The sequence below is a fragment of the Brevibacterium sp. GP-SGM9 genome (genome assembly GCF_047300845.1).
Lineage (GTDB): Bacteria > Actinomycetota > Actinomycetes > Actinomycetales > Brevibacteriaceae > Brevibacterium.
This window is the reverse complement of the sequence record NZ_CP178563.1, coordinates 118,742-138,518: the sequence shown is the minus strand read 5'-3', so window position 1 is coordinate 138,518 and position 19,777 is coordinate 118,742. Positions and strand designations below refer to the sequence as shown.

Below are 19,777 nucleotides of genomic sequence, written 5' to 3'. Positions count from 1 at the left end.
TCCTACGCCTCGAGCGCGTGCCTGGTGCGCCACTGGTTTCACGTCATTGTGGATCGATGTCAACGTCTTCCTTCTTTCATGGGAGCAGCGTCGTTGGTGCAATCAACTGGTTTCAGTACGTCGGAGGAGCCATCATCCACACGACGCGAGCGGCTGCGGTGCCGGTGGCTTCGGCCACCCGGTGGGGTTGATCGCTCTTGTAGTGAAGCGAGTCCAATGTGGTCAGTCGGTTTGTCGTGCCGTCGATGGTGACTTCGACCTCCCCCTCGATGACGAGAAGGATCTCCTCGGACGCCCCGTGAGTGTAGGGCTCGACTCCGGTGTCGCCTCCTGGCTCGAAGTGCCCCACGAGCACTTCAAGATGATCGAAGTGCGACGGAGAGATCTTGACCTTCGACGCTTCGTTGCCGAATCTCTTGCGGGCGGCATCGGCGTACCGAAGGACAGGGCTGCCTTCAGCATTCGGTTCGTTAAACAGGTCGCCGACGTTGAGCCGAATGACCCCGCAGACGTTTTGTAGGGTCGCCACGCTTCCCATTGCTATGCCGCGCTCAAGCTGGGATAGGTATCCCGTCGTGATGCCGGCTTCCTCTGCGACGTCCTTGAGGGTCAGCTGCAGAGCCAAACGGCGCTTCCGTAAGCGCTCTCCGAGAAGATTCTCATTCTGTGGCTCAGATCTCATTTACTCAAAGTACAATTATTTTTACTCTGAAGTCAATCAGGTTCAGTCGACTCCCGTCTCGCTGATGAAACTTGCGGACCAAGGCGAACTCGATCGCTCGATCCTAAGTCAGGCACAAAAGATCGCGCTCAGCTCGACCCCGGACACGTCCAAGCTCGTTCCCCAAAGGACCATTCCCGAGCCGCCATCGCTCAGTCAGTTCAAAAGTAATTACCTTTATACTATTGCAATCCCTTATCCATGTGTCTAGCATCACAGTATGGCGACAGCGAAGCACCTTGAGATCCGCGAGAGCATCGAAGCAGACATCCACAGAGGGCTCTTCGACGTGGGGCAAAAACTCCCCACGGAGAAGGAACTCATGGAGCGTTTCGTCGTCAGTCGCAACCCCGTGCAGAAGGCAATGAACGCGTTGGTGGAAGCCGGCCTCGTCTCTCGCAAACGCGGATCCGGAACGATCGTCGCTTCAACTGGCCTGCGCACCAACCTGCTCCGGATGATGGATCCTTCGCTGACCAGCCCTGAAGTCGACGGCGACCATAAAGTCGTCAGCGTCGAAGTCTCCTCAGCCGAATCATTTCCACTCAGCCGGAACGTGTTCCCAAAAGGGCAACCAACTGCTGCGCTGACGAGGATGAAGTACAGCTCTGATGGTCAGCCACTGGCTCTCGAACGGTGCTGCATCAATCTCAGCCGTGCGCCAGAAGTCCTCTCGCAGAACCTGGAACACCTGACGACAATCGCGTACTACAACTCGCTCGGCCTTGGGATCAGACGAGCAAACACCGTCCTTAGGGCAGCTCTCCTGGAAACGTTCGACGCCAGCCATCTCGAAATTTCTTCCTCGGAACCAGTCATACGCCAACAGCGCACCACCCATCTGGTCGATGACTCCATCATCGAGGTCGCCGAGTTTTTCATCCACCCCCGAAATATGACTCTGGAGGTCAGTCAAATTGATAACAGCTAACCCTGAGAAGATCGCCGTCATCGGAGCCGGCATCATCGGAACAATGACCGCATGGCAATTGGCCACCCGAGGCTACGACGTCACTGTGTACGACCAGTGGAACTCCCCCAACGACCGAGGCGCATCAGCTGGCGAATCCCGCATTTTTCGAACCATCTACAAGGAGGGCCCGGAATACGTGCCCATCCTGAGGAAGTCCTTCGACAAGTGGCAAGAACTGCAGAGTAACCAGAACACCTCCGTGCTCACCATGTGCGGAGGACTCATGATCGGCCACCCCGACATTGAAGACGTCGCAGCCGTCATCGACTGTGCACAGGCCGCGGACCTCGACCACGAAGTGCTCTCGCAAGCGGAGATGGCGAAGAGGTACCCACAGTTCGGGCTCGACAGCGACGAAGTCGGCGTCTTCGATCCGGTCGCCGGAGTATTTCGACCAGAAGCTGCCGTCCTCGCCGCCCGCAAGGAAGCCGAGCGACTCGGGGCCAACTTCAAGGCCTATACTCGAGTGCTCAACATCCGATCACTGAGCCATTCCGTTATGGTCGACACCGCCGATGGAGCTTACGCGTTCGACAAGATCGTCGTCTCCACCGGCCCATGGGTGAACGAACTGACCGAGTTCGACTCCAGCACCGTCGAGGCATTGCGCTTGGTCGCCATGTGGTTCCCAGCCAAAGACGTCCCCTTGCACACGCCAAAACACATGCCGATCTCCATTCGTCGGCATCCAGAAGGTGGATTCTCCTGCTTCCCTGCTCTCGACGGGCTCGGTATCAAGATTCTGCCGCACCACCTCGCGTGGAAGACTCTGGACTCAGTCGATGACCTCCCCCGTTTCATCGAGAACGAGGTCGTCCAGTCGACTGAGCACGCCGTTGCGCGCCTCATGCCCGGGGTCGACCCCATTCCTTACCGCGTATCCACATGGACCGAAGGATTCACCATCGACGGTGCTCCGATCGTCGGCCCGTCAAATACCGACTCACGCATCGTTTTGGCCGTGGGCATGTCCGGTCAAGGATTCAAATTCTCACCGATGATGGGCTCCATCGTCAGCGACTTCGTCGAAACGGGCACCTCATCAGATGCGATCGCCATCATGGACTCTCAGCGCTTTGATCGGAGCCCGTCATGAACATCGGCACCACAGTACTCATCTCAGTCACTGCTGCCATCGTCATCGGCATCGGAGCCCTCATCTCGTTCTATGTCGGCAAACGCGCCAAATCCAACGACTCCTGGGTCGTCGGCGGCCGCAACCTCCCGCTCTACGTCATCGCCTTCACCCAATACGCCACCGCAGTCGGCGGCGGCGTACTCGTCGCCCACGTTGGCATCGCCTACGCATGGGGCCTATCGGTGTTCTGGTACGAAATCTTCGTCATCGTCGGCCTCCTCGTCATTGCGATCTTCGCGGGATGGCTGCGCCGCCGGACGTTCTCCACCATTCCCGAAGTCTTCACGAGGCTCTACGGCGAGCACCGACTCATGCTCTCCATGGTCGCGCTGGCCGTCATCGTCGTCCCATTCGGCTGGCTGGCCACACAGTTCATCGCCTTCGCCAACCTCTTCAACGCGGTCACGGGCATCGGGATCACGCCACTGATCATCATCATGGCCGTGGTCTCCATCGCCTTCGTCCTCCCCGGCGGGCTGACATCAGTCGCCTGGTCCGACTTCTTCTTCGGCGTCTTCATGGTCATCGCATCGATCGTCGTCGGCGCATACGCGATCATCAACGCCGGCGGACCGTCGACGATCGTGAAGAACCTCCCGGCCGAGCTGACCACGATGCCCACCGGACTCACAGCTGCCGGCGGATTGACGATCCTGCTGTGGCTCTTTTCCATCCTTCCCGGCACCCTGACCAACCAGCTCTACTATCAGCGCATCTTTGCTGCCAGCAACGTCAAACAGGCCCGACAGGGCATCTACCTCAGCTGCATCCTCATCGGAATCTCCGGTGTCTATGCACTGATCATCGGGGCCTCAGTTCGCAGCATGACCGACCAATTCAGCATCGACGGCCGCGAACAGGCGGCAGGGTGGTTCCTCGCCCAACTACCGGTATGGCTCATCGCCGCCTACGGTGCGTTCCTCATGGCCACGATCGTCTCGACCACCGGATCGGCACTGCACTCTGTCGTGGTCAACCTGGTCAATGATCTCAGGCCAGCGTTCGTCAAGAACAAGGACACGTCCTCAGACCTCGTTGCTATGTCTCGCTGGTGCACAGTCGCAGTCTCCGCAATCGCTGCAGTCCTTGCCATCGTCTTCCCCACCGCCCTCAACTGGCTCGTCGCCACTTACGCCTACTCGGCCTCGATGCTGGCGGTACCATTCCTCCTCGGCATGATCCTGACCAACAAATGGATCCTCGACGTTTCAATCGGATACGTCTCTATGGCGGCCGGCCTCGTCGTATGCGCGGTTGCGCACATCGCAGGCACCACCGTTCCCTACGCGGTCTTCGGCATCATCGCAAGCCTCATCGCCTACCTGATCATGCTTGCCGTGAAGAAACCGCAAGCCCGAACACTCTCCGAAGAAGAAAGAGCCCTTTCATGAAGATACTCGTCATCGGTGCAGGAGTCCTCGGACTCACCACCGCATTCAACCTCGTCGAAGACGGACATGACGTCACGATCGTCGACAAGACCGGACCCTACGCACAAGCAAGCAACCGCTCATTCGCCTGGATCAACGCCAACCACAAACTCCCCGCCGAATACCACCGACTCAACCGTGCCGGAATCGCAGCTCACGAAGAGTTCCAGAAACGATTCGCCAGTCACGGAACGTGGCTCCACCAGCACGGGTGCATCATGTTCGACAGCACACCAGACAAAGCGACCGGTTTGGACGAGCGATTCACTGAATCGGCGGAGCTTGACTACCCGGTCGAACGAATCGACTCTGGCCGCCTACGCCAGCTTGAACCCACTGTGAGCTGGCCGACGGACTCAGGCTTGTTCTTTCCTCTCGAAGCCCACCTGGACAACGAAGCATTCGGCAGCCTCGTCGTGGGCCTCCTCGAACGGGCCGGCGTCGCTCCGGAAGTTGCAGAAGTTGTCCGCGTGGACACCAACGCAGACGGGGCCTCAGTAGAATTCGCCGACGGAGGCACACGGGACTTCGACCAAGTGATCATCGCCGCCGGCGCAGATTCTGGAGCCATCGCAGATCGATCTGGCCTCCTACTGCCAGTGGCCGATCTGTCTCAGCCCGGACCACGGACGCACAGTCTGCTGGGTGTCACTGCCCCCACAGACGTGGATCTTAACCGGATCATCATCTCCGACAAGATCAACGTGCGACCCCGACGCGACGGCAGCATGTTCGTCCAAATTCCTTCCGTGGAAGCTCGTACCGAAGAAGGAGAGAACCAGGAGTTGCTTGACGACGTCCGGGCCGTCATGGAATCCGAGCTCCAAACGCTCTTTGGCACACATATCCCAGTCGACCGGGTCATCTTCAGCGGACGCAGCTTCCCCGAAGACGGACTGAGCATCGTCGGCTATCTCGACGAACATCACCGGGCGTACTCGCTTGTCACCCACAGCGGAATGACAATGGCTCCCCTACTAGGACGGCTCGTCGCTGATGAAGTTCGAGGAGACACCTCGCCGCTACTCAAAGTATTCCGACCAAGCCGATTCGCAGACGGGGTAGTTAGCGCTAAACCCGCTACCTTCATCGGCCGGCAGTAGGGTCGCCGACAACCGTGCCCGGGCGCTGTATCAGCGCCCGGGCACTTTCCAATTGGAGTCAGTCGTTGTGCCGTAGTTCGAGTGCATTCCGGCAAGTACAACCATCTGCCAGTACCTGTGCAGACCAATCAACGGAGCTCCGACAGCGCTCCAAATTTGGGCACTCGAAATTGACCGCTGAGTGAGCCGTCGGCGCATAGCCTCGACTTGCGCCTTCCCATCGCTGAACCGTCCCACGGATACTCCTCGACCAGAGGCTAACGACCTGCTAAACGTGCCACGGCATACGGGCCCAGAGCGAACGCAAACGAATATCGGCTTTACCCGCAACCAAGGAGGCGTCCGGTGCCCGTTCGACGACTTTTGCGTAGTGCTGCTCGCAATCATTTTGGGCACGCAGGAACCGCCGAATCAACGCCTGGACATCTCAACCAGCGTCTCAAGCCAACCCTTCACATCGCCGTCGGGATCCGACTCTTCCAAACGTTCTAGAGTCATGTGTCCAAACCCAGCGTCCGCGAGAATTGACTTCACGATCTGCTTCCTGACGGGCCGCACACCATCTGTGGTTCTCGTGGCCTCGACCACTACTTCAGGAACGTTGCATTCGGCTGTGATCTCGATATGTACTCCCAATGCGTCAAATACGGCATCAGGATGAAGATAGTTCTCCATCATCAATTTTGAAGTGATGATCGCAAGCGAGCCGTCACCTCGGGCATTCACCTGCCTGGCAGTCTCCTTGTACTCATCCACGTCATTGTCGTATAGGTGGAATTCCACCCTATCGAGATCCTTCAAATATCGATTGCTCACCCACTGCCTTAGAGTACCGCCGCCTTGAGGCACGAACGCAAACCTTCGATCCGATGTGAGGTCCGGGTAGACCTCCGGACTCGCCTGGTTCAGCATTCTTGAGAGGCGCTGAATTGAAGTGACATCGTGAGGCCCCTCGACGCAGATGAGAACTTTGACACGGTTGTCGGGCTGAACTCCCAGCTCGTCAGCAAGCTCGGCCCAAAGGTCATCACCACTATCGGCGACAAACGGAATCCCCGTCACTGGGTCCTTTCGTACGTACCGTAGACTCTCCGCAGGCAGGTGGGAGACGAACCCGGGACTGTGCGAAGTCAGAATGACCTGTGTACCAGGAACTTCAGACATCTTCTCGAACGAATCGAGCAGGATGCGTTGATTGCGTGGATGCTGCGATGTCTCCGGCTCCTCGAGCGCGTAGATTACCGACGTCTTCTCATTCGACTCAATCATCCGCTTGGCTTCAGCCTTGAAAAAGCTCACCAGGATCAGTCGCCGAACCCCAGAACCGCGCTTATTGATGGCCACACCATTGGAACCTTGCAGTGCCACCGAAAAGAGGCCGCTCCAGCGTGGATCGTTCTTGAACTCTGGGATCAGTCCTTCGGCGATAGCTGGATCAATCTCCGCAAGAGCCTCGTGAGTTCGAGTTGCCAAGTCAGTTGCCTTGACTCGAACTGCTTCAACAACATCATCAAGAAGTTTCTGCACAGACTCTTCTGCCAGAGCCGCAGCCACAGCCATTTTCATAGGCTCCTGCACCTCGTCATCAGCGTCGGTGCTTTTGCGATCCGACTGGAAGAGGGCGAAGTATGGCAGTTGAGATGCAAGCTTTGACCAGATCTTTCCACCGTCCTCCTTGGTCAACGGTACAACTGCTTCCTCCAAGATCAGGCTCTCGCTCGCCCACAGAGCTGCGCGCAAATGAGGATTGGATGCCTTGTTCACGGCCGCATAATCCGTATCACTCAATCGCTCCTTGGCGAGCTTTTTGAGTGCGGCGTTTCCAAGGGTTACCAAATCATTCAACCCCTCGTTAGAGGGGTGCTCGCAGACAGCGCGAACCTCCTCCTTCGGCTTTGCAGTTAAACAAATCCACCGCTTCTGGAGCTGCAGACAGCCGTCTGCATCCAACAAGAACTCTTTCGAGAAGCTTGTGGTTGCCTGCGCATCCAAGCTCAGCTGAGGCGGGAGGTCGGAGAACTTGCACGTGATCTGGAAGAAGTCTTCGAGCGTTGATACGTTCTTGTCGGTCACCTCCGGCTTCACTACATGGCCGCCAAAGAATATGTCCAGCGCTTCCAGGATCGTCGACTTACCAACATCATTGCGGCCCACGACAGTGGTGAGGTCGTCAAAACTCACCCATTGTTCCTCCTGGTATCCGCGAAAATTCTTGAGGGCGACAGCGACGAGCTTCATTAAGATTCGACCTTTCATACGTGAGATGAGATTTCCAGCTAGGGGTTTCCGGCGCTGGTTAGATCACACACGCGCCCGTTAGAACCGGCGGTGACGTCAGTGCTGGGCAGGAAAAGCGTCCCGGTTGGACCTGAGTTGCTTCACTTTAGTGTCCCTACCCCGGGCCCGTAGTTTTCGATATTACTGACAAGCTCGGCAGCTTCCCGCGGGACATCAGGAGGGATGTGTTGTTCCACGACTTGCGTAGCGCAGCCCGGGGTAATCAGGCCATGGGAATTGCGGCTGTTTGGTAAAGGTCTGGCCCCGTCCCGAACGTTTTGTGTACGAGGCTACATACAAGCTGGGCTTTAACGAACGTCTGAGGCTTGTGGGCACAGAGCGTTCGCGCTGAACTATTCGATGCAACCTCAAGCCCCTTGTGCCTACTGCAGATAAGGAGGCAGCCATGTCAGCACACGAGGCTTTCACCCCGTCGACCCATGTCGCCGCTGATGTGGGCAAGCTCGCTCGTGTCTGCGACGTGTTCACCGCCCGGGTGGCACTGAACCCCCATTACACTCAATGTAACGGGCACGGCCCTCGTCAACCGCGGACCGGACGACCGTACGCACATCACCGTCGAGCGGGAGCAGATGCCGAGAGCCGGACTTCTTCGTGATCACCAACGAGCCGCCGGCATCGAGATCGAGACCCTTTCGGCGATCCGCGACCAGGATAGATTGCCCTTGACCGTCAGAGACTTCGACAATCGACGCGCTCGGGCGTTTGACTTCAGGCCACAAGAGATCCTCTGCCGATCAGAACTTGAACTCGCCCGTCGTGGGGGCGTCCCTGTACTCGCCGATCACCTCTTGTGCGCGGCTGTGTGCTTCGATGAAGTCTCGGGCATCGGGGTGGATCATCGCGGCGATCTCCAAGATGTCGTCGTAGAGGCTCTGCAGCGGCGAGCGACAGATCGGCTCGTGGTGCGCGATCCGGTTGCGAGGGGGCGTTGCAGTAGATCGTTCGGTCAGCTCGCATTACTCCCGAGTCGATTGCGTGCCCACCAGTCGTCTCGCAACAGGATCTCAGGCCGACCGGCTCCGTGGAGCTGGTTCGCGCCACTAAGGCCAAGGCTTCGTGCGGCATGGGTACACATACGCCCCGTCAGGCTGACGCCTGACGGGGCGTATGTGTGAGAAGCTAAACCCATACACGCCGGGCGTGTCAGGTGCTAGATCGCCTCGTATCCGAGGCGATCAGATCAACTACCGGCAAGTTGCCGAAGCACGTATTGCAGGATCCCGCCGTTGCGGTAGTAGTCGGCTTCACCCGGAGTGTCGATGCGGACCACGGCGTCGAATTCGACGGTGGTGCCGTCTTCCTTCTCCGCGGTGACCTTCACGGTCTTCGGGGTGTTGCCTTCGTTGAGCTCCGTGATACCGGAGATCGAGAAGGTCTCCGTGCCGTCGAGGCCCAGCGACTCCGTCGACTCGCCGGCGGGGTACTGCAGCGGCAGCACGCCCATGCCGATGAGGTTCGAGCGGTGGATGCGCTCGAAGCTCTCGGTGATGACAGCGGCGACGCCGAGCAGCTTGGTGCCCTTGGCGGCCCAGTCACGCGAGGATCCCGAACCGTACTCCTTGCCACCGAGGACGACCAGCGGAACGCCGGCTTCCTGGTAGTTCACGGAGGCGTCGTAGATCGTCGTCTGCGGAGCGCCCTCCTGCGTGAAGTCGCGGGTGAAGCCACCCTGGACTCCGTCGAGGAGCTGGTTCTGCAGGCGGATGTTGGCGAAGGTGCCGCGGATCATCACTTCGTGGTTGCCGCGACGCGAGCCGTAGGAGTTGAAGTCCTTGCGCTCGACGCCGTGCTCGACGAGGTACTTGCCGGCCGGGGTGTCGGCCTTGAAGGAACCTGCGGGCGAGATATGGTCGGTGGTCACCGAGTCACCGAGCTTCGCAAGCACGCGGGCGCCCTTGATGTCGGTCACGGCGTTGGGCTCGAGGCCCATGCCGTCGAAGAAGCTGGGCTTGCGGACGTAGGTCGAGTTGTCGTCCCACTCGAAGGTCGCACCCTCGGGAGTCTGCAGAGCCTTCCAGCGGTCGTCGCCCTCGAAGATCTTGCCGTACTCGTTGTCGAACATATCCGTCGAGATCGACGAGGCGATGACCGACTCGACCTCTTCCGGCGAAGGCCAGAGGTCCTTGAGGTAGACGTCGACGCCGTCCGAGTCCTTGCCCAGGGGCTGGTTCTCGAAGTCGAAGTCCATGGTTCCGGCCAGCGCGTAGGCGATGACCAGCGGAGGCGAAGCCAGGTAGTTCATCTTCACATCGGGGCTGATGCGACCCTCGAAGTTGCGGTTGCCCGAGAGCACCGCGGTGACCGAGAGGTCATTCTCCTGGATGCTGTCCGAGATCTCCGACTCCAGCGGACCGGAGTTGCCGATGCAGGTGGTGCAGCCGTAGCCGACGACGAAGAAGTTCAGGGCCTCGAGGTCTTCGATGAGACCGGCCTTGTTGTAGTAGTCGGTGACGACCTTCGACCCCGGTGCGATGGAGGTCTTGACCCACGGCTTCGAGTTGAGGCCGCGCTTGCGGGCATTGCGGGCCAGCAGGCCGGCCGCCAGCATCACCGAGGGGTTCGAGGTGTTGGTGCAGGAGGTGATCGAAGCGATCGCCACGGCGCCATTGGCCAGTTCGAAGCTGCGTCCGTCACCGGTGGTGACTTCGGCCGACTTGTTCTCCTCGCCGGGAGCGGCGTAGTTGTGGATGTCCTTGGCGAACTGGTTCTTGGCATCCGAGAGCTCGATGCGGTCCTGCGGACGCTTCGGTCCCGAGATCGAGGGCACGACGGTCGAGAGATCGAGTTCGAGGTACTCGGAGTACTCGACCTCGTTGTCCGGATCGTGCCACAGACCCTGGGTCTTCGCATAGTCCTCGACGAGCTGGATCTGCTCGGCGGAGCGACCGGTCAGCTTGAGGTAGTCGATGGTGACTTCGTCGATCGGGAAGATCGCCGCGGTCGAACCGAACTCGGGGCTCATGTTGCCGATCGTCGCACGGTTGGCCAGCGGCACCTCGGCGACGCCCTTGCCGTAGAACTCGACGAACTTGCCGACGGCTCCGTGCTGACGGAGCATGTCGGTGATCGTGAGCACGACGTCGGTCGCGGTCACACCGGCGGGGATCTCACCGGTGAGCTTGAAGCCGACGACGCGCGGGATCAGCATCGACACGGGCTGGCCGAGCATCGCGGCCTCGGCCTCGATGCCGCCGACGCCCCAACCGAGCACACCGAGGCCGTTGACCATGGTGGTGTGCGAGTCGGTGCCGACCAGGGTGTCCGGGTAGGCCCGGAGGACTCCGCCGACCTCACGCGGCATGACCACACGGGCGAGGTGCTCGATGTTGACCTGGTGGACGATGCCCATGCCCGGGGGGACGACCTTGAAGTCGTCGAACGCGGTCTGGCCCCAACGCAGGAACTGGTAGCGCTCACCATTGCGCTGGTACTCGATGTCCATGTTGAGTTCGATCGCATCGGCGGTGCCGAAGTTGTCGATCTGCACGGAGTGGTCGATGACCAGCTCGGCCGGAGCCAGCGGGTTGACCTGATCCGGGCTGCCGCCGAGCTCGACGACCTTCTCACGCATGGTGGCGAGGTCGACGATGCAGGGAACTCCGGTGAAGTCCTGCATGACAACGCGCGCGGGGGTGAACTGGATCTCTGTGTCCGGCTCGGCGCTGGGGTCCCAGCTGCCGAGCGCTTCGATATGCTCCGAAGTGATGTTTGCGCCGTCTTCCGTGCGCAGCAGGTTCTCCAACAGCACCTTGAGGCTGAAGGGAAGCTTCTCCGACCCTGCGACCTTGTCCAGGCGATAGATCTCGTAGTCCGTATCGCCCACGGTCAGGGTGCTCTTCGACTTGAACGTATCGACGTTGCTCATCGTGATTCTCCTGTTTCATCCGATACTCATCCAAGAAACCGGGCAAGCCCTTGCGCCGCGCACCGATTTACGCGACACATATGTTTCCAAAAGTATCTTGACGTCAAGATAAATTCTATCGCATTTCGTGGTCTTTGACCACCTCCGACACCACCCTGCGGGAACCGCCGGAATCGGGTTTTCCCCAGGCGAAGATCCGGTCACCTCCACAGCCCTCCCGAGCCCGCGGAGCCTAGGCTGGAAGCAGATTCCAGCCATCCCCGGAGGCCATCGCCGAGGCTGTGGTCACAGTCACGGCAACCGCCCCGAAACGCACCTCGACCAAGGATTACCCATGGACCCGTTCACACTCGGCGCCGGATTCGGTTTCGGCGCCCTGCTCGTCGGCATCATCTTCGCCGTCATCTGCCATTCGATCGCCAAGGAGAAGGGCCGTTCGACCGGCTGGTGGGGGCTGTGGGGCTTCCTCACGACCTTCATCGCCATGGTCGTCCTCGTCCTTCTGCCCCGCAAGGTCACCGCCGCAGCACGGTGACCGTTTCCACGTGGGCGGTCAGCGGGAAGAGGTCGAAGCCCTCGAGGCTCTCGATCGCGAATCCGCCGGCGCTCAGCGCGGCCAGATCCCGCGCGAGTGTGCCCGCATCGCAGGAGACGTAGACGATGGTGCCGGCCGTCGAGCCGACGAGGCTCTTCGTCACCGCCTTGCCCGCCCCGGCCCGAGGCGGGTCGAGGATGATCACATCGGACTCCGGAATTCGGGCCTTCTCGACGCCGAGTGCGAGGAATTCGGCATCCACCCCTGCGGCATTGCTTCGGGCGTGCCCGATGGCCGGGCCCACGCCTTCGACACCGAAGAGACGCGCCCCCGTGGCTCTGGCCGCCTCCAAGCCGAGCAGCCCGACCCCGCAGTAGAGGTCCGTGAGCGAACGCGGCGATCCGCCGAGTGCCGCGGTGACCCGGCCGCTGAGCAGTTCGGGCGCTTCGCGGTGGACCTGCCAGAAACCATCGGTGCCGACCCGATAGTCATTGCCGGCCACCGTCTCGGTGAGCACGGATCGTCCCCGCACCACGGTCAGCTCCCGCCGAGGCGGCCCACCGTGCTGCTGTTCACGCCGTTGTCCGTGCCGCGATTTGCGGCGTCCGGGGCGACGCCTCTTCGAGTCCTCGTCGTCCGCGGCCGTCTCCGCGAGGATCGACCACTGCTCAGGCAGAGCCTCGGTCAGGGCGGTCACCGCCGCGGGGTCGCAGTCGCCGCGGACGATCACGGCGCCGTGGTCGCCGGCCCAGGCGAACTCGAGTCGCTGAGCCCCGGGCAAGCGCAGTCCGCTCAGGTCCACCTCGGCGATGGCGGGGCAGGCCAGGGGCGCCGAGTTGACCGGTACGACATCATGGGAGCGCGGTGCCAGCATCCCGAGTCGGCCCTGCTCATCGACGGCGAGCTGCACACGGGTCCGCCAGTCGGTTCCGCGCCCGGTGTGCTCCTCCCCCGGTGCGGGATGGACCTCGACGCTGCGGTCGAGGTGCCCGATCCGGGAGAGCTGATCGGCGATCACTTCGGCCTTGAGTGCGCGACTGTGCGCGAGCTCGACGTGAGCGTATTCCATCCCGCCGAAGAGCAGCGGTGACGCGCCCGGCTGGGATCCGGAGCGCAGCGATTCAGGAGGGTAATCGAGACGGCGGTCGGGAACCCGAAACTCGCTGGGCTCGAGCACCTCGGTGACCTCGGCGCGGAGGAACTTCGCAGCCGGACCCGCCTCGGTGCGAGCCCGGACCCGCTCCCCCGGCAGCGCCCCCGTGACGAAGACGACCTGCCCGTCATGACGGGCGATGGACGAACCGCCGGCGGCCGGGGATGCGATGTCGAGGGTCAGCTCCTGGGCCGGCAGCTGAGGTGTGCTCATGGGTGTCTATGCCTGTCTGTACAGCGAATTGTCGGTCTCCGGTCCGTCCCCGCCGTACTGGCGGGAGAAGGAGCGCAGGCGCCATGGCACCGAGACCACGACGACATTGGGCACGAGCAGCAGCCGGGTCCGCAGCTTGAGCGCGACCTGATTGTGCAGAATGTGCTCCCACCATCGTCCCACGATGAACTGGGGGATGTAGACGATGACGAGATCGCGTGGGGACCGGCGACGGATCGCCAGGACATGGGCGAGCAGCGGTCGGACGAGTTCCCGATAGGGCGAATCGAGCACCGTCAGCGGCACCGGCAGCTCCATGTCGTTCCACTTCTTCTGCAGGGCCGTGGCCGCCTCCTCATCGACGGCGACGGTGATCGCCTCGAGCTGGCTCGACCGGGTGACCCGGGCATAGGCGAGGGCCCGCAAGGTGGGCTTGTTGATCTCGTTGACGACGACGATCGCGTGCGTGTTCGACGGGATGGTGCGCGAATCCACATCCGTCTCGGGGGTGAGTTCGCTGGTCACTCGCCCGTAGTGGCGGTGAATGGCGCCCATCACGAGGTAGAGCCCGGCCATCGCCGCGACCGCCAGCCACGCTCCGGCGAGGAACTTCGAGACGATGACGACGAGGAGGACTCCGCCGGCGATGACGCAACCTGCGGCATTGATGATCCGGTTCGCGTGCATCCGCAGGCGCGCCTTCGAGTCGATGACCAGGCGCAGCCGTTTGTTCCAGTGCAGAACCATGCCCGCCTGGCCGACGACGAAGCTCGCGAAGACGCCGACGAGGTAGAGCTGGATGAGCGCCGTCGCCGAGGCGCGGGTGGCGATGACGAGCACCATCGCTGCGATGGCCAGCAGCAGGATGCCGTTGGAGAAGGTCAGTCTGTCGCCCTTGCTGGCGAGCTGCTTGGGCAGGAATTCGTCGCGGGCCAGCCGAGAGGCCAGCCCCGGGAAGCCCTCGACGGCGGTGTTGGCGGCGACGATGAGCACGAGTGCTGCGACGAGGACCACGAGATAGAACATGATCGGAGTGGTGTCGAAGATCGCATGGGCGAGCTGCGCGAGCACCGGCTCCTGTTCGTATTCGGCGCTGACGGCGCTGCCGTCGGCGCGGACCAGGTAAAGGTGCGGGTCGTCGACGTATTTGATTCCCGTCACCGAGGCGAGATAGGTCAGGCCCGTGAGCATGAGTGCGGCGAGCAGTCCGCTGAGCAGCAGCGTGTTGCCGGCGTTCTTGCCGCGCGGCTTCTTAAAGGCCGGCACCGCGGTGGCCACGGTTTGCACGCCGGCCAGGGCCACGGAACCCGAGGAGAAGGCGCGGAGGACGATGAGCACCGTGGCCAGTCCCAGGGTCGCCTCGTCCTGCACGCCGCTGTGGACGATCGTGTAGTCGGCGGTCTCGGCATGCGGGGTGTCGCCGACTCCGACGCGCAGGAGGCCGACGCACATGGTGAGGAACACGGCGGCGAGGAACAGGTAGGTCGGCACGGCCAACAGCATCGGGGTGGCCCGCGACCCGCGCAGACCGGCCAGGGTAATCAGCAGGATGCCGACGATCGCGACTCCCACCCGGTAGGGCGCCAGGGGCGGGAAGGCCGTAGTGATGTAGGCGGCAAAGACCGTCATGGACACTGCCAAGGTGAGCACATAGTCCACGAGCAGGGCCGCCGCGACGATGAGTCCGGCCCGGGGGCCGAGGTTCTTCGAGGCCACCTCGTAGTCGCCGCCGCCCGAAGGATAGGCCTTGACGTTGATCCGATAGCAGGCGACGATCACGAGGATCACCGCTCCGACGGCGATGCCGATCCACGGTGAGACGGTCAGCGCCACGAGTGAGGTCAGCGACAGGGCCAGGAGGATCTCATCGGGGGCATAGGCCACCGATGAGAGCATGTCGGAGGCGAAGACGGGCATCGCGATGCGCTTCTTCAGCGCGGGCGCGCGTCTGTCCTCACTGCGGAAGGGCCGTCCAACGAGTAGTCTTTTGACGGCATCAGAAAAACTGCTGGCCACGGGCACCAATGGTAGATCACTGTGAGAGGAATACCCCCATGCACTTCGTGATTATGGGCTGCGGCCGAGTCGGGGCCTCGCTGGCCAAGGCTCTCGACGGCAATGGCCATTCCGTCGCCGTGGTCGACCGTGATCCCGACGCCTTCCTCAAACTCGGTCGTGACTTCTCCGGTTCGACGATCACCGGACTCGGCTTCGACCGGGAGACTCTGACGCAGGCGAAGACGTCCGAGGCCTATGCCTTCGCGGCCGTCTCCAGCGGGGACAATTCCAATATCCTGGCCGCGCGTGTCGCCCGTGAGACCTTCGGGGTGAGCAATGTCGCCGCCCGGATCTACGACCCCAACCGTGCCCAGGTCTTCGAGCGCCTCGGCATTCCGACGGTGCCGACCGTGCGGTGGACGGCCGAGCAGGTGATGCGCAAGCTCGTTCCCCAGGGATCGATCACCGAGTACCGGGAGCCCTCGGGCAATCTCGTCCTCGCCGAGGTGCACCTCGATCCGGGATGGGTGGCCCGTCCGATCAGGGAGGTCGAGAAGCGGACCAAGGCCCGCGTGGCCTACGTGACTCGGCTCTCCGAGGGCATCGTCGCCCATGAGGATCTGCTGCTCCAGGACGGGGATCTCGTCCATCTCATGTGTCCCATCGACCGCCTCGGCGAGATCGAGAAGATCCTTGACCAGCCCGTGCAAGCAGTGGAGGAAGAATGAGAGTCGTCATCGCCGGTGCCGGATCGGTCGGACGATCCGTGGCCCGGGAGCTCATCGACAAGAAGCACACGGTGCTGCTCATCGACCAGAACAAGGAGGCGCTGGGCCATGAGCGGATCCCCGGTGCCGAATGGCTGCTCACGGATGCCTGCGAGCTCGAGGGGCTCGGCGAGGCCAAGCTCGAAGAGGCCGATGTCGTCGTCGCCGCCACTGGTGACGACAAGACCAACCTCGTCCTGTCGCTGCTGGCGAAGACCGAGTTCGGGGTCCCGCGCACGGTCTCGCGGGTGAATAATCCGAAGAACGAATGGCTCTTCGATGACAACTGGGGCGTCGATGTCGCAGTGTCGACGCCGAGGCTGATGACCGCACTCGTCGAAGAGGCCGTCGAGGTCGGCGGTCTGGTGCATCTGATGAGTTTCGAACGCGGCCGCGCGGGACTCATGGAGTTCACGGTCCACGAGAGTTCCGAGCTGGTGGCCTGGCGGATCGGCGGCATAGCCTTTCCCGTCGACACGGTGCTCGTGGCGATCATTCGCAACTCACGGGCCTTCGCACCGAGCTCCGACGATGTCATCGAAGCCGGAGACGAGCTGTTCTTCCTCTCCTCGCCCGATCAGGAACCGGCGCTGCTCGGACTCCTGCAGGGCGCCACGGCCTGAACAGACTGGCGCGGTTCGCCGACCTGCCTCGGCGCCACGGCCGGAAACGCGGGCCTCAGTCTTCCGAGTCGTCGCGGGTCTGAACGAGTTCGTAGACGGGATTGTGGGCGGTCAGCGTCCCGTCGGCGCTGCAGAACCGGCCTTCCAGGACGATCAGGGCACCGGGCCTGACTCCGCTGATCTCGCGGCGGCCGAGGAACTGTGCACGGGCCTCCCCCGTCCCGTCGGCCACGGTGATCGTCAGTCGCGGGTTCTCTCCGTTGCACGACTGCGTGACGGCGGAGACGACTCCGGCGATCCTCGACATCTGTCGGGACCGGAGTTCGGCGACGCTGATCACACCGGGAATCCGGCTGACCATGCGCAGATCGGCCCGCGCCTCAGCGTCTCTCGAGCCGAAGTCGCGGACCAGTCGGGTGAGCGCGTTGAGCATGGGCGTCAACGGATCTCGGTGATCTCGGGTCCGCGCTCGAACGGATTGAGCTCGTCCTCGTCCTTCTTCTCGTCGGCGTCCTCGTCATTGTCGACCTGCGGTGCGGTGAGCACGATGAGTTCGCGTGGGGCCATGGCCTCGACGCCGCGATCGACGACGACGCCGCGGAAGAGTGCTGAGAGCTCGGCGCGGACCTCGTCATCGGTCACGGCCTTGCCGGAGAACACGGCACGAACGAACCAGCGGGGACCGTCGACGCCGGCGAAGCGCATCGCGCGCTTGCCCGGACGCCCGGATTCGGTCTTGGCAGGCACCTCGACGGCGAGCTCCTTGCCCAGCGAGGTGTGCAGCTCACTGGCCTGGCCTCCCTGGGAGGTCACGCTGTCGCTGAGCTGACCGCGCACGGTGTTCCACAGTCCTTCGGAGCGTGGGGTCGCGAAGGCCTGGAGCTGAATGCCGCCGCCTTCGTGGATGAGAGTCACCGCGAGCACCCGCTGGGAGTCGTCATCGGTATCGAGGCGGACCTGCATGCCGTCGACGACGGGGACCTTGAGGGCGCCGAGGTCGAGGCGGTTGAGCTCCGGGTAGTCCTCGGAGGCGTCGAAGGGGCCCTTCTCCGAGCGATCGAACGGGGCCGACTTCTCGAGCTTGGCTTCCTCGTCGTCGTCCTCGGAATGCTCGTCATCGTCGCTGTTCGACGCTGCGGAGTCGTCGTCCGATTCCGCAGCCTCGTCCGACTCCGCAGCCTCGTCCGCTTCTTCGACGTCGTCGTCCACGTCGTCGCCGTCATCGTCGCGGTCGACCGCCTCGGCGTCGTCGATCGCGTCCTCAGTCACCTCGTCGCCGCGCGTCATCTCATCGTCGGTTGTCTCCGACGATGACTTCTTGAATCGTGAGAACAGTCCCATGAGCTTTCACACATCCTTCTCGGTCAGACCTGCCACGACGCCGCCGGTGGATCCGAATCCTCCGGCACCGCGGTCGCTGTCGTCGAGGTTGTCGACGTGGTGGAAGTCTGCTTGTCTGATTTCCTGGATCACGAGCTGTGCGATGCGATCGCCGCGGGCGATCCGCAGTGGTGTCGTAGCGTCGAGGTTGATCAGCGGAACCTTGATCTCGCCCCGGTACCCGGCGTCGATCGTGCCGGGAGCGTTGACGACGGTGACCCCGTGCTTGCTGGAGAGCCCCGAGCGGGGATGGACGAAGCCCGCGTACCCGATGGGCAGGGCGATGGCGATGCCGGTGGGAACGACCTTCCGTTCGAAGGGTTCGAGCACGAAGTCGATCGCGGAGCACAGATCGGCACCCGCATCGGCGGCATGAGCGTAGCTCGGTGGAGTCATTCCGGCATCGAGCAGCTTGAGGTCGATCTTGAGGATTTCCGTCACAAGGATGCACTCTAACGCCAGAGCCTGAGCGCTTCCAAACATACCGCTATGGGAGAATGTGGACATGGCAACGACTCAACCCGGAACGCATGTGGTCTACCAGGAGAAGCTTCGTCCCTCGATCGGCATGTGGGCCCTCATCATCATGGGCGCCGCCTCGACCGCGCTGATGGTTCTGCCCGTGTGGAAGCTGGGCATCATCATCCTCCCGGTCATCACCTTCGTCCTCCTCGCCTGGTGGCTGACCTCGCTGACGATCACGATCATCGTCACCGAACGCCAGCTCTTCGTCGGCGACGCACACATCGACCGCCGCTTCATCTCCCAGGCCTACGCCTATGACGCCGAGGCGGCCCGACAGGCCCGTGGAACCGGGCTCGATGCGCGGGCCTTCCTCCGACTGCGTCCGTGGGCCAAGCTCGCGGTGCGCATCGACATCGACGATGCGAGCGATCCGACTCCCTACTGGCTGGTCTCGAGCAGGAACCCCAAGGAGTTCGCCACAGCCCTGAGCTCCTGAGGTCTGAGTTCCCGAACCCTGAGTTCCTGAGCGGGGTGGTGCTGCACCGGCTCTGCGCTGCCGTCGGCGCAGCACCGCCTGCACCACGACGCCGCACAGCGGCCCCTTCGCACAAAACACCGTCTGCAAAGCACCGTCGGCACAAACAAAAACGCGCCCCTTACAAGGGCGCGTTCGTGTTTCCTCCGACAGTGAGCTCAGCCGGCACAGTCCGTGCAGATGGGGACTCCGCCTTCTTCTGTCGCCAGCTGCGACCGGTGCCTGACCAAGAAGCACTCCATGCAGGTGAACTCATCGTTCTGTTTGGGCAGGACTCGGACGGAGAGCTCTTCGTTCGACAGGTCCGCACCGGGGAGTTCGAACCCTTCCGCAACCGCTGTCTCGTCCTCGTCGATCTTGCTGGCCTGCGCCTGAGAACGCTGAGCTTTGAGCTGCTCTATCGAATCACTTTTGATCTCATCGTCTTGTTTGCGAGGTGCGTCGTAATCTGTTGCCATATGGCCTCATCGCTCTCTGTCAGGGGGGCGCCGAAAGGAATGCCTGATCCCTCTCACGTGATGTGTCCCCAGCATTGTGCACTGTATGCTTGACATTGGCAAGATCAGATCGTCCATAG

Annotated in this window: 17 protein-coding genes; 8 read left to right on the top strand and 9 right to left on the bottom strand. The window is 62.1% G+C overall.

The features are described from left to right. Window positions 1-112 precede the first annotated feature (112 nt). The gene (locus ACH82I_RS00570; protein ID WP_413334784.1) at window positions 113-682 is read right to left on the bottom strand and encodes a helix-turn-helix domain-containing protein; all 570 of its coding nucleotides are present in this window, start codon (window positions 680-682) and stop codon (window positions 113-115) included. 259 nt (window positions 683-941) lie between these two features. Between ACH82I_RS00570 and ACH82I_RS00565 the strand changes: the two genes are divergently transcribed. Genes ACH82I_RS00565 through ACH82I_RS00550 form a run of 4 tightly spaced genes read left to right on the top strand, consistent with a single transcriptional unit; the run spans window position 942 to window position 5,365 of the window. Continuing rightward, on the top strand, window positions 942-1,652 hold the full coding sequence (locus ACH82I_RS00565; protein ID WP_413334782.1) for a GntR family transcriptional regulator: 711 nt from the start codon (window positions 942-944) through the stop codon (window positions 1,650-1,652). Continuing rightward, window positions 1,639-2,790: an N-methyl-L-tryptophan oxidase gene (gene solA, locus ACH82I_RS00560; RefSeq protein WP_413334780.1), complete on the top strand. Its 1,152-nt coding sequence runs from the start codon at window positions 1,639-1,641 to the stop codon at window positions 2,788-2,790. The genes ACH82I_RS00565 and solA overlap by 14 nt, the downstream gene beginning before the upstream one ends. Then, window positions 2,787-4,223 carry a sodium:solute symporter family protein gene (locus ACH82I_RS00555; RefSeq protein WP_413334778.1) on the top strand — a complete coding sequence of 479 codons (1,437 nt, stop codon included), beginning with the start codon at window positions 2,787-2,789 and terminating at the stop codon, window positions 4,221-4,223. Before solA ends, ACH82I_RS00555 begins: the two co-directional genes overlap by 4 nt. Further along, on the top strand, window positions 4,220-5,365 hold the full coding sequence (locus ACH82I_RS00550) for an NAD(P)/FAD-dependent oxidoreductase (protein ID WP_413334776.1): 1,146 nt from the start codon (window positions 4,220-4,222) through the stop codon (window positions 5,363-5,365). Before ACH82I_RS00555 ends, ACH82I_RS00550 begins: the two co-directional genes overlap by 4 nt. 411 nt (window positions 5,366-5,776) lie before the next feature. On the opposite strand, the gene ACH82I_RS00545 is transcribed toward ACH82I_RS00550, so the two are convergent. After that, entirely contained in the window at window positions 5,777-7,603 is a 1,827-nt protein-coding gene (locus ACH82I_RS00545; protein ID WP_413334774.1) for an ATP-binding protein, read from the bottom strand. Between the two features lie 1,243 nt (window positions 7,604-8,846). Next, entirely contained in the window at window positions 8,847-11,531 is a 2,685-nt protein-coding gene (gene acnA / locus ACH82I_RS00540; protein WP_413334772.1) for an aconitate hydratase AcnA, read from the bottom strand. A gap of 334 nt (window positions 11,532-11,865) precedes the next feature. Here acnA and ACH82I_RS00535 point away from each other — a divergent pair, with 334 nt between their 5' ends. Continuing rightward, window positions 11,866-12,066: a hypothetical protein gene (locus tag ACH82I_RS00535; protein ID WP_413334771.1), complete on the top strand. Its 201-nt coding sequence runs from the start codon at window positions 11,866-11,868 to the stop codon at window positions 12,064-12,066. Here the strand turns inward: ACH82I_RS00535 and ACH82I_RS00530 are convergent. Together ACH82I_RS00530 and ACH82I_RS00525 are read right to left on the bottom strand one after the other, a co-directional pair. After that, window positions 12,047-13,432 (bottom strand): class I SAM-dependent RNA methyltransferase, encoded by a 1,386-nt coding sequence (locus tag ACH82I_RS00530; protein ID WP_413334769.1) that lies wholly within the window; start codon window positions 13,430-13,432, stop codon window positions 12,047-12,049. The genes ACH82I_RS00535 and ACH82I_RS00530 overlap by 20 nt on opposite strands. Window positions 13,433-13,438: 6 nt before the next feature. Then, window positions 13,439-15,349, bottom strand: a complete 1,911-nt coding sequence (locus ACH82I_RS00525) for an APC family permease (RefSeq protein WP_413336786.1) — start codon at window positions 15,347-15,349, stop codon at window positions 13,439-13,441. A 137-nt stretch (window positions 15,350-15,486) separates the two neighbouring features. On the opposite strand from ACH82I_RS00525, the gene ACH82I_RS00520 reads away from it, so the two are divergent. After that, the gene (locus tag ACH82I_RS00520; RefSeq protein WP_230744267.1) at window positions 15,487-16,158 is read left to right on the top strand and encodes a potassium channel family protein; all 672 of its coding nucleotides are present in this window, start codon (window positions 15,487-15,489) and stop codon (window positions 16,156-16,158) included. Next, window positions 16,155-16,820 (top strand): potassium channel family protein, encoded by a 666-nt coding sequence (locus ACH82I_RS00515; RefSeq protein ID WP_413334767.1) that lies wholly within the window; start codon window positions 16,155-16,157, stop codon window positions 16,818-16,820. The genes ACH82I_RS00520 and ACH82I_RS00515 overlap by 4 nt, the downstream gene beginning before the upstream one ends. 55 nt (window positions 16,821-16,875) lie before the next feature. Here the strand turns inward: ACH82I_RS00515 and ACH82I_RS00510 are convergent, their stop codons facing one another. The 3 genes from ACH82I_RS00510 to dut are packed head-to-tail and all read right to left on the bottom strand — an operon-like array spanning window position 16,876 to window position 18,641. Beyond that, the gene (locus tag ACH82I_RS00510; protein ID WP_413334765.1) at window positions 16,876-17,253 is read right to left on the bottom strand and encodes an OB-fold nucleic acid binding domain-containing protein; all 378 of its coding nucleotides are present in this window, start codon (window positions 17,251-17,253) and stop codon (window positions 16,876-16,878) included. 5 nt (window positions 17,254-17,258) lie between these two features. Continuing rightward, window positions 17,259-18,161 carry a DUF3710 domain-containing protein gene (locus ACH82I_RS00505; protein WP_413334763.1) on the bottom strand — a complete coding sequence of 301 codons (903 nt, stop codon included), beginning with the start codon at window positions 18,159-18,161 and terminating at the stop codon, window positions 17,259-17,261. 6 nt (window positions 18,162-18,167) lie between these two features. Then, entirely contained in the window at window positions 18,168-18,641 is a 474-nt protein-coding gene (dut, locus tag ACH82I_RS00500) for a dUTP diphosphatase (protein WP_413334762.1), read from the bottom strand. A 64-nt stretch (window positions 18,642-18,705) separates the two neighbouring features. Between dut and ACH82I_RS00495 the strand changes: the two genes are divergently transcribed. Further along, window positions 18,706-19,161, top strand: coding sequence for a DUF3093 domain-containing protein (locus ACH82I_RS00495; protein ID WP_413334760.1), 456 nt, complete (start codon window positions 18,706-18,708; stop codon window positions 19,159-19,161). Window positions 19,162-19,358: 197 nt separating this feature from the next. On the opposite strand, the gene ACH82I_RS00490 is transcribed toward ACH82I_RS00495, so the two are convergent. After that, window positions 19,359-19,658 (bottom strand): DUF4193 domain-containing protein, encoded by a 300-nt coding sequence (locus tag ACH82I_RS00490; protein ID WP_135541258.1) that lies wholly within the window; start codon window positions 19,656-19,658, stop codon window positions 19,359-19,361. Between the last annotated feature and the right edge of the window lie 119 nt (window positions 19,659-19,777).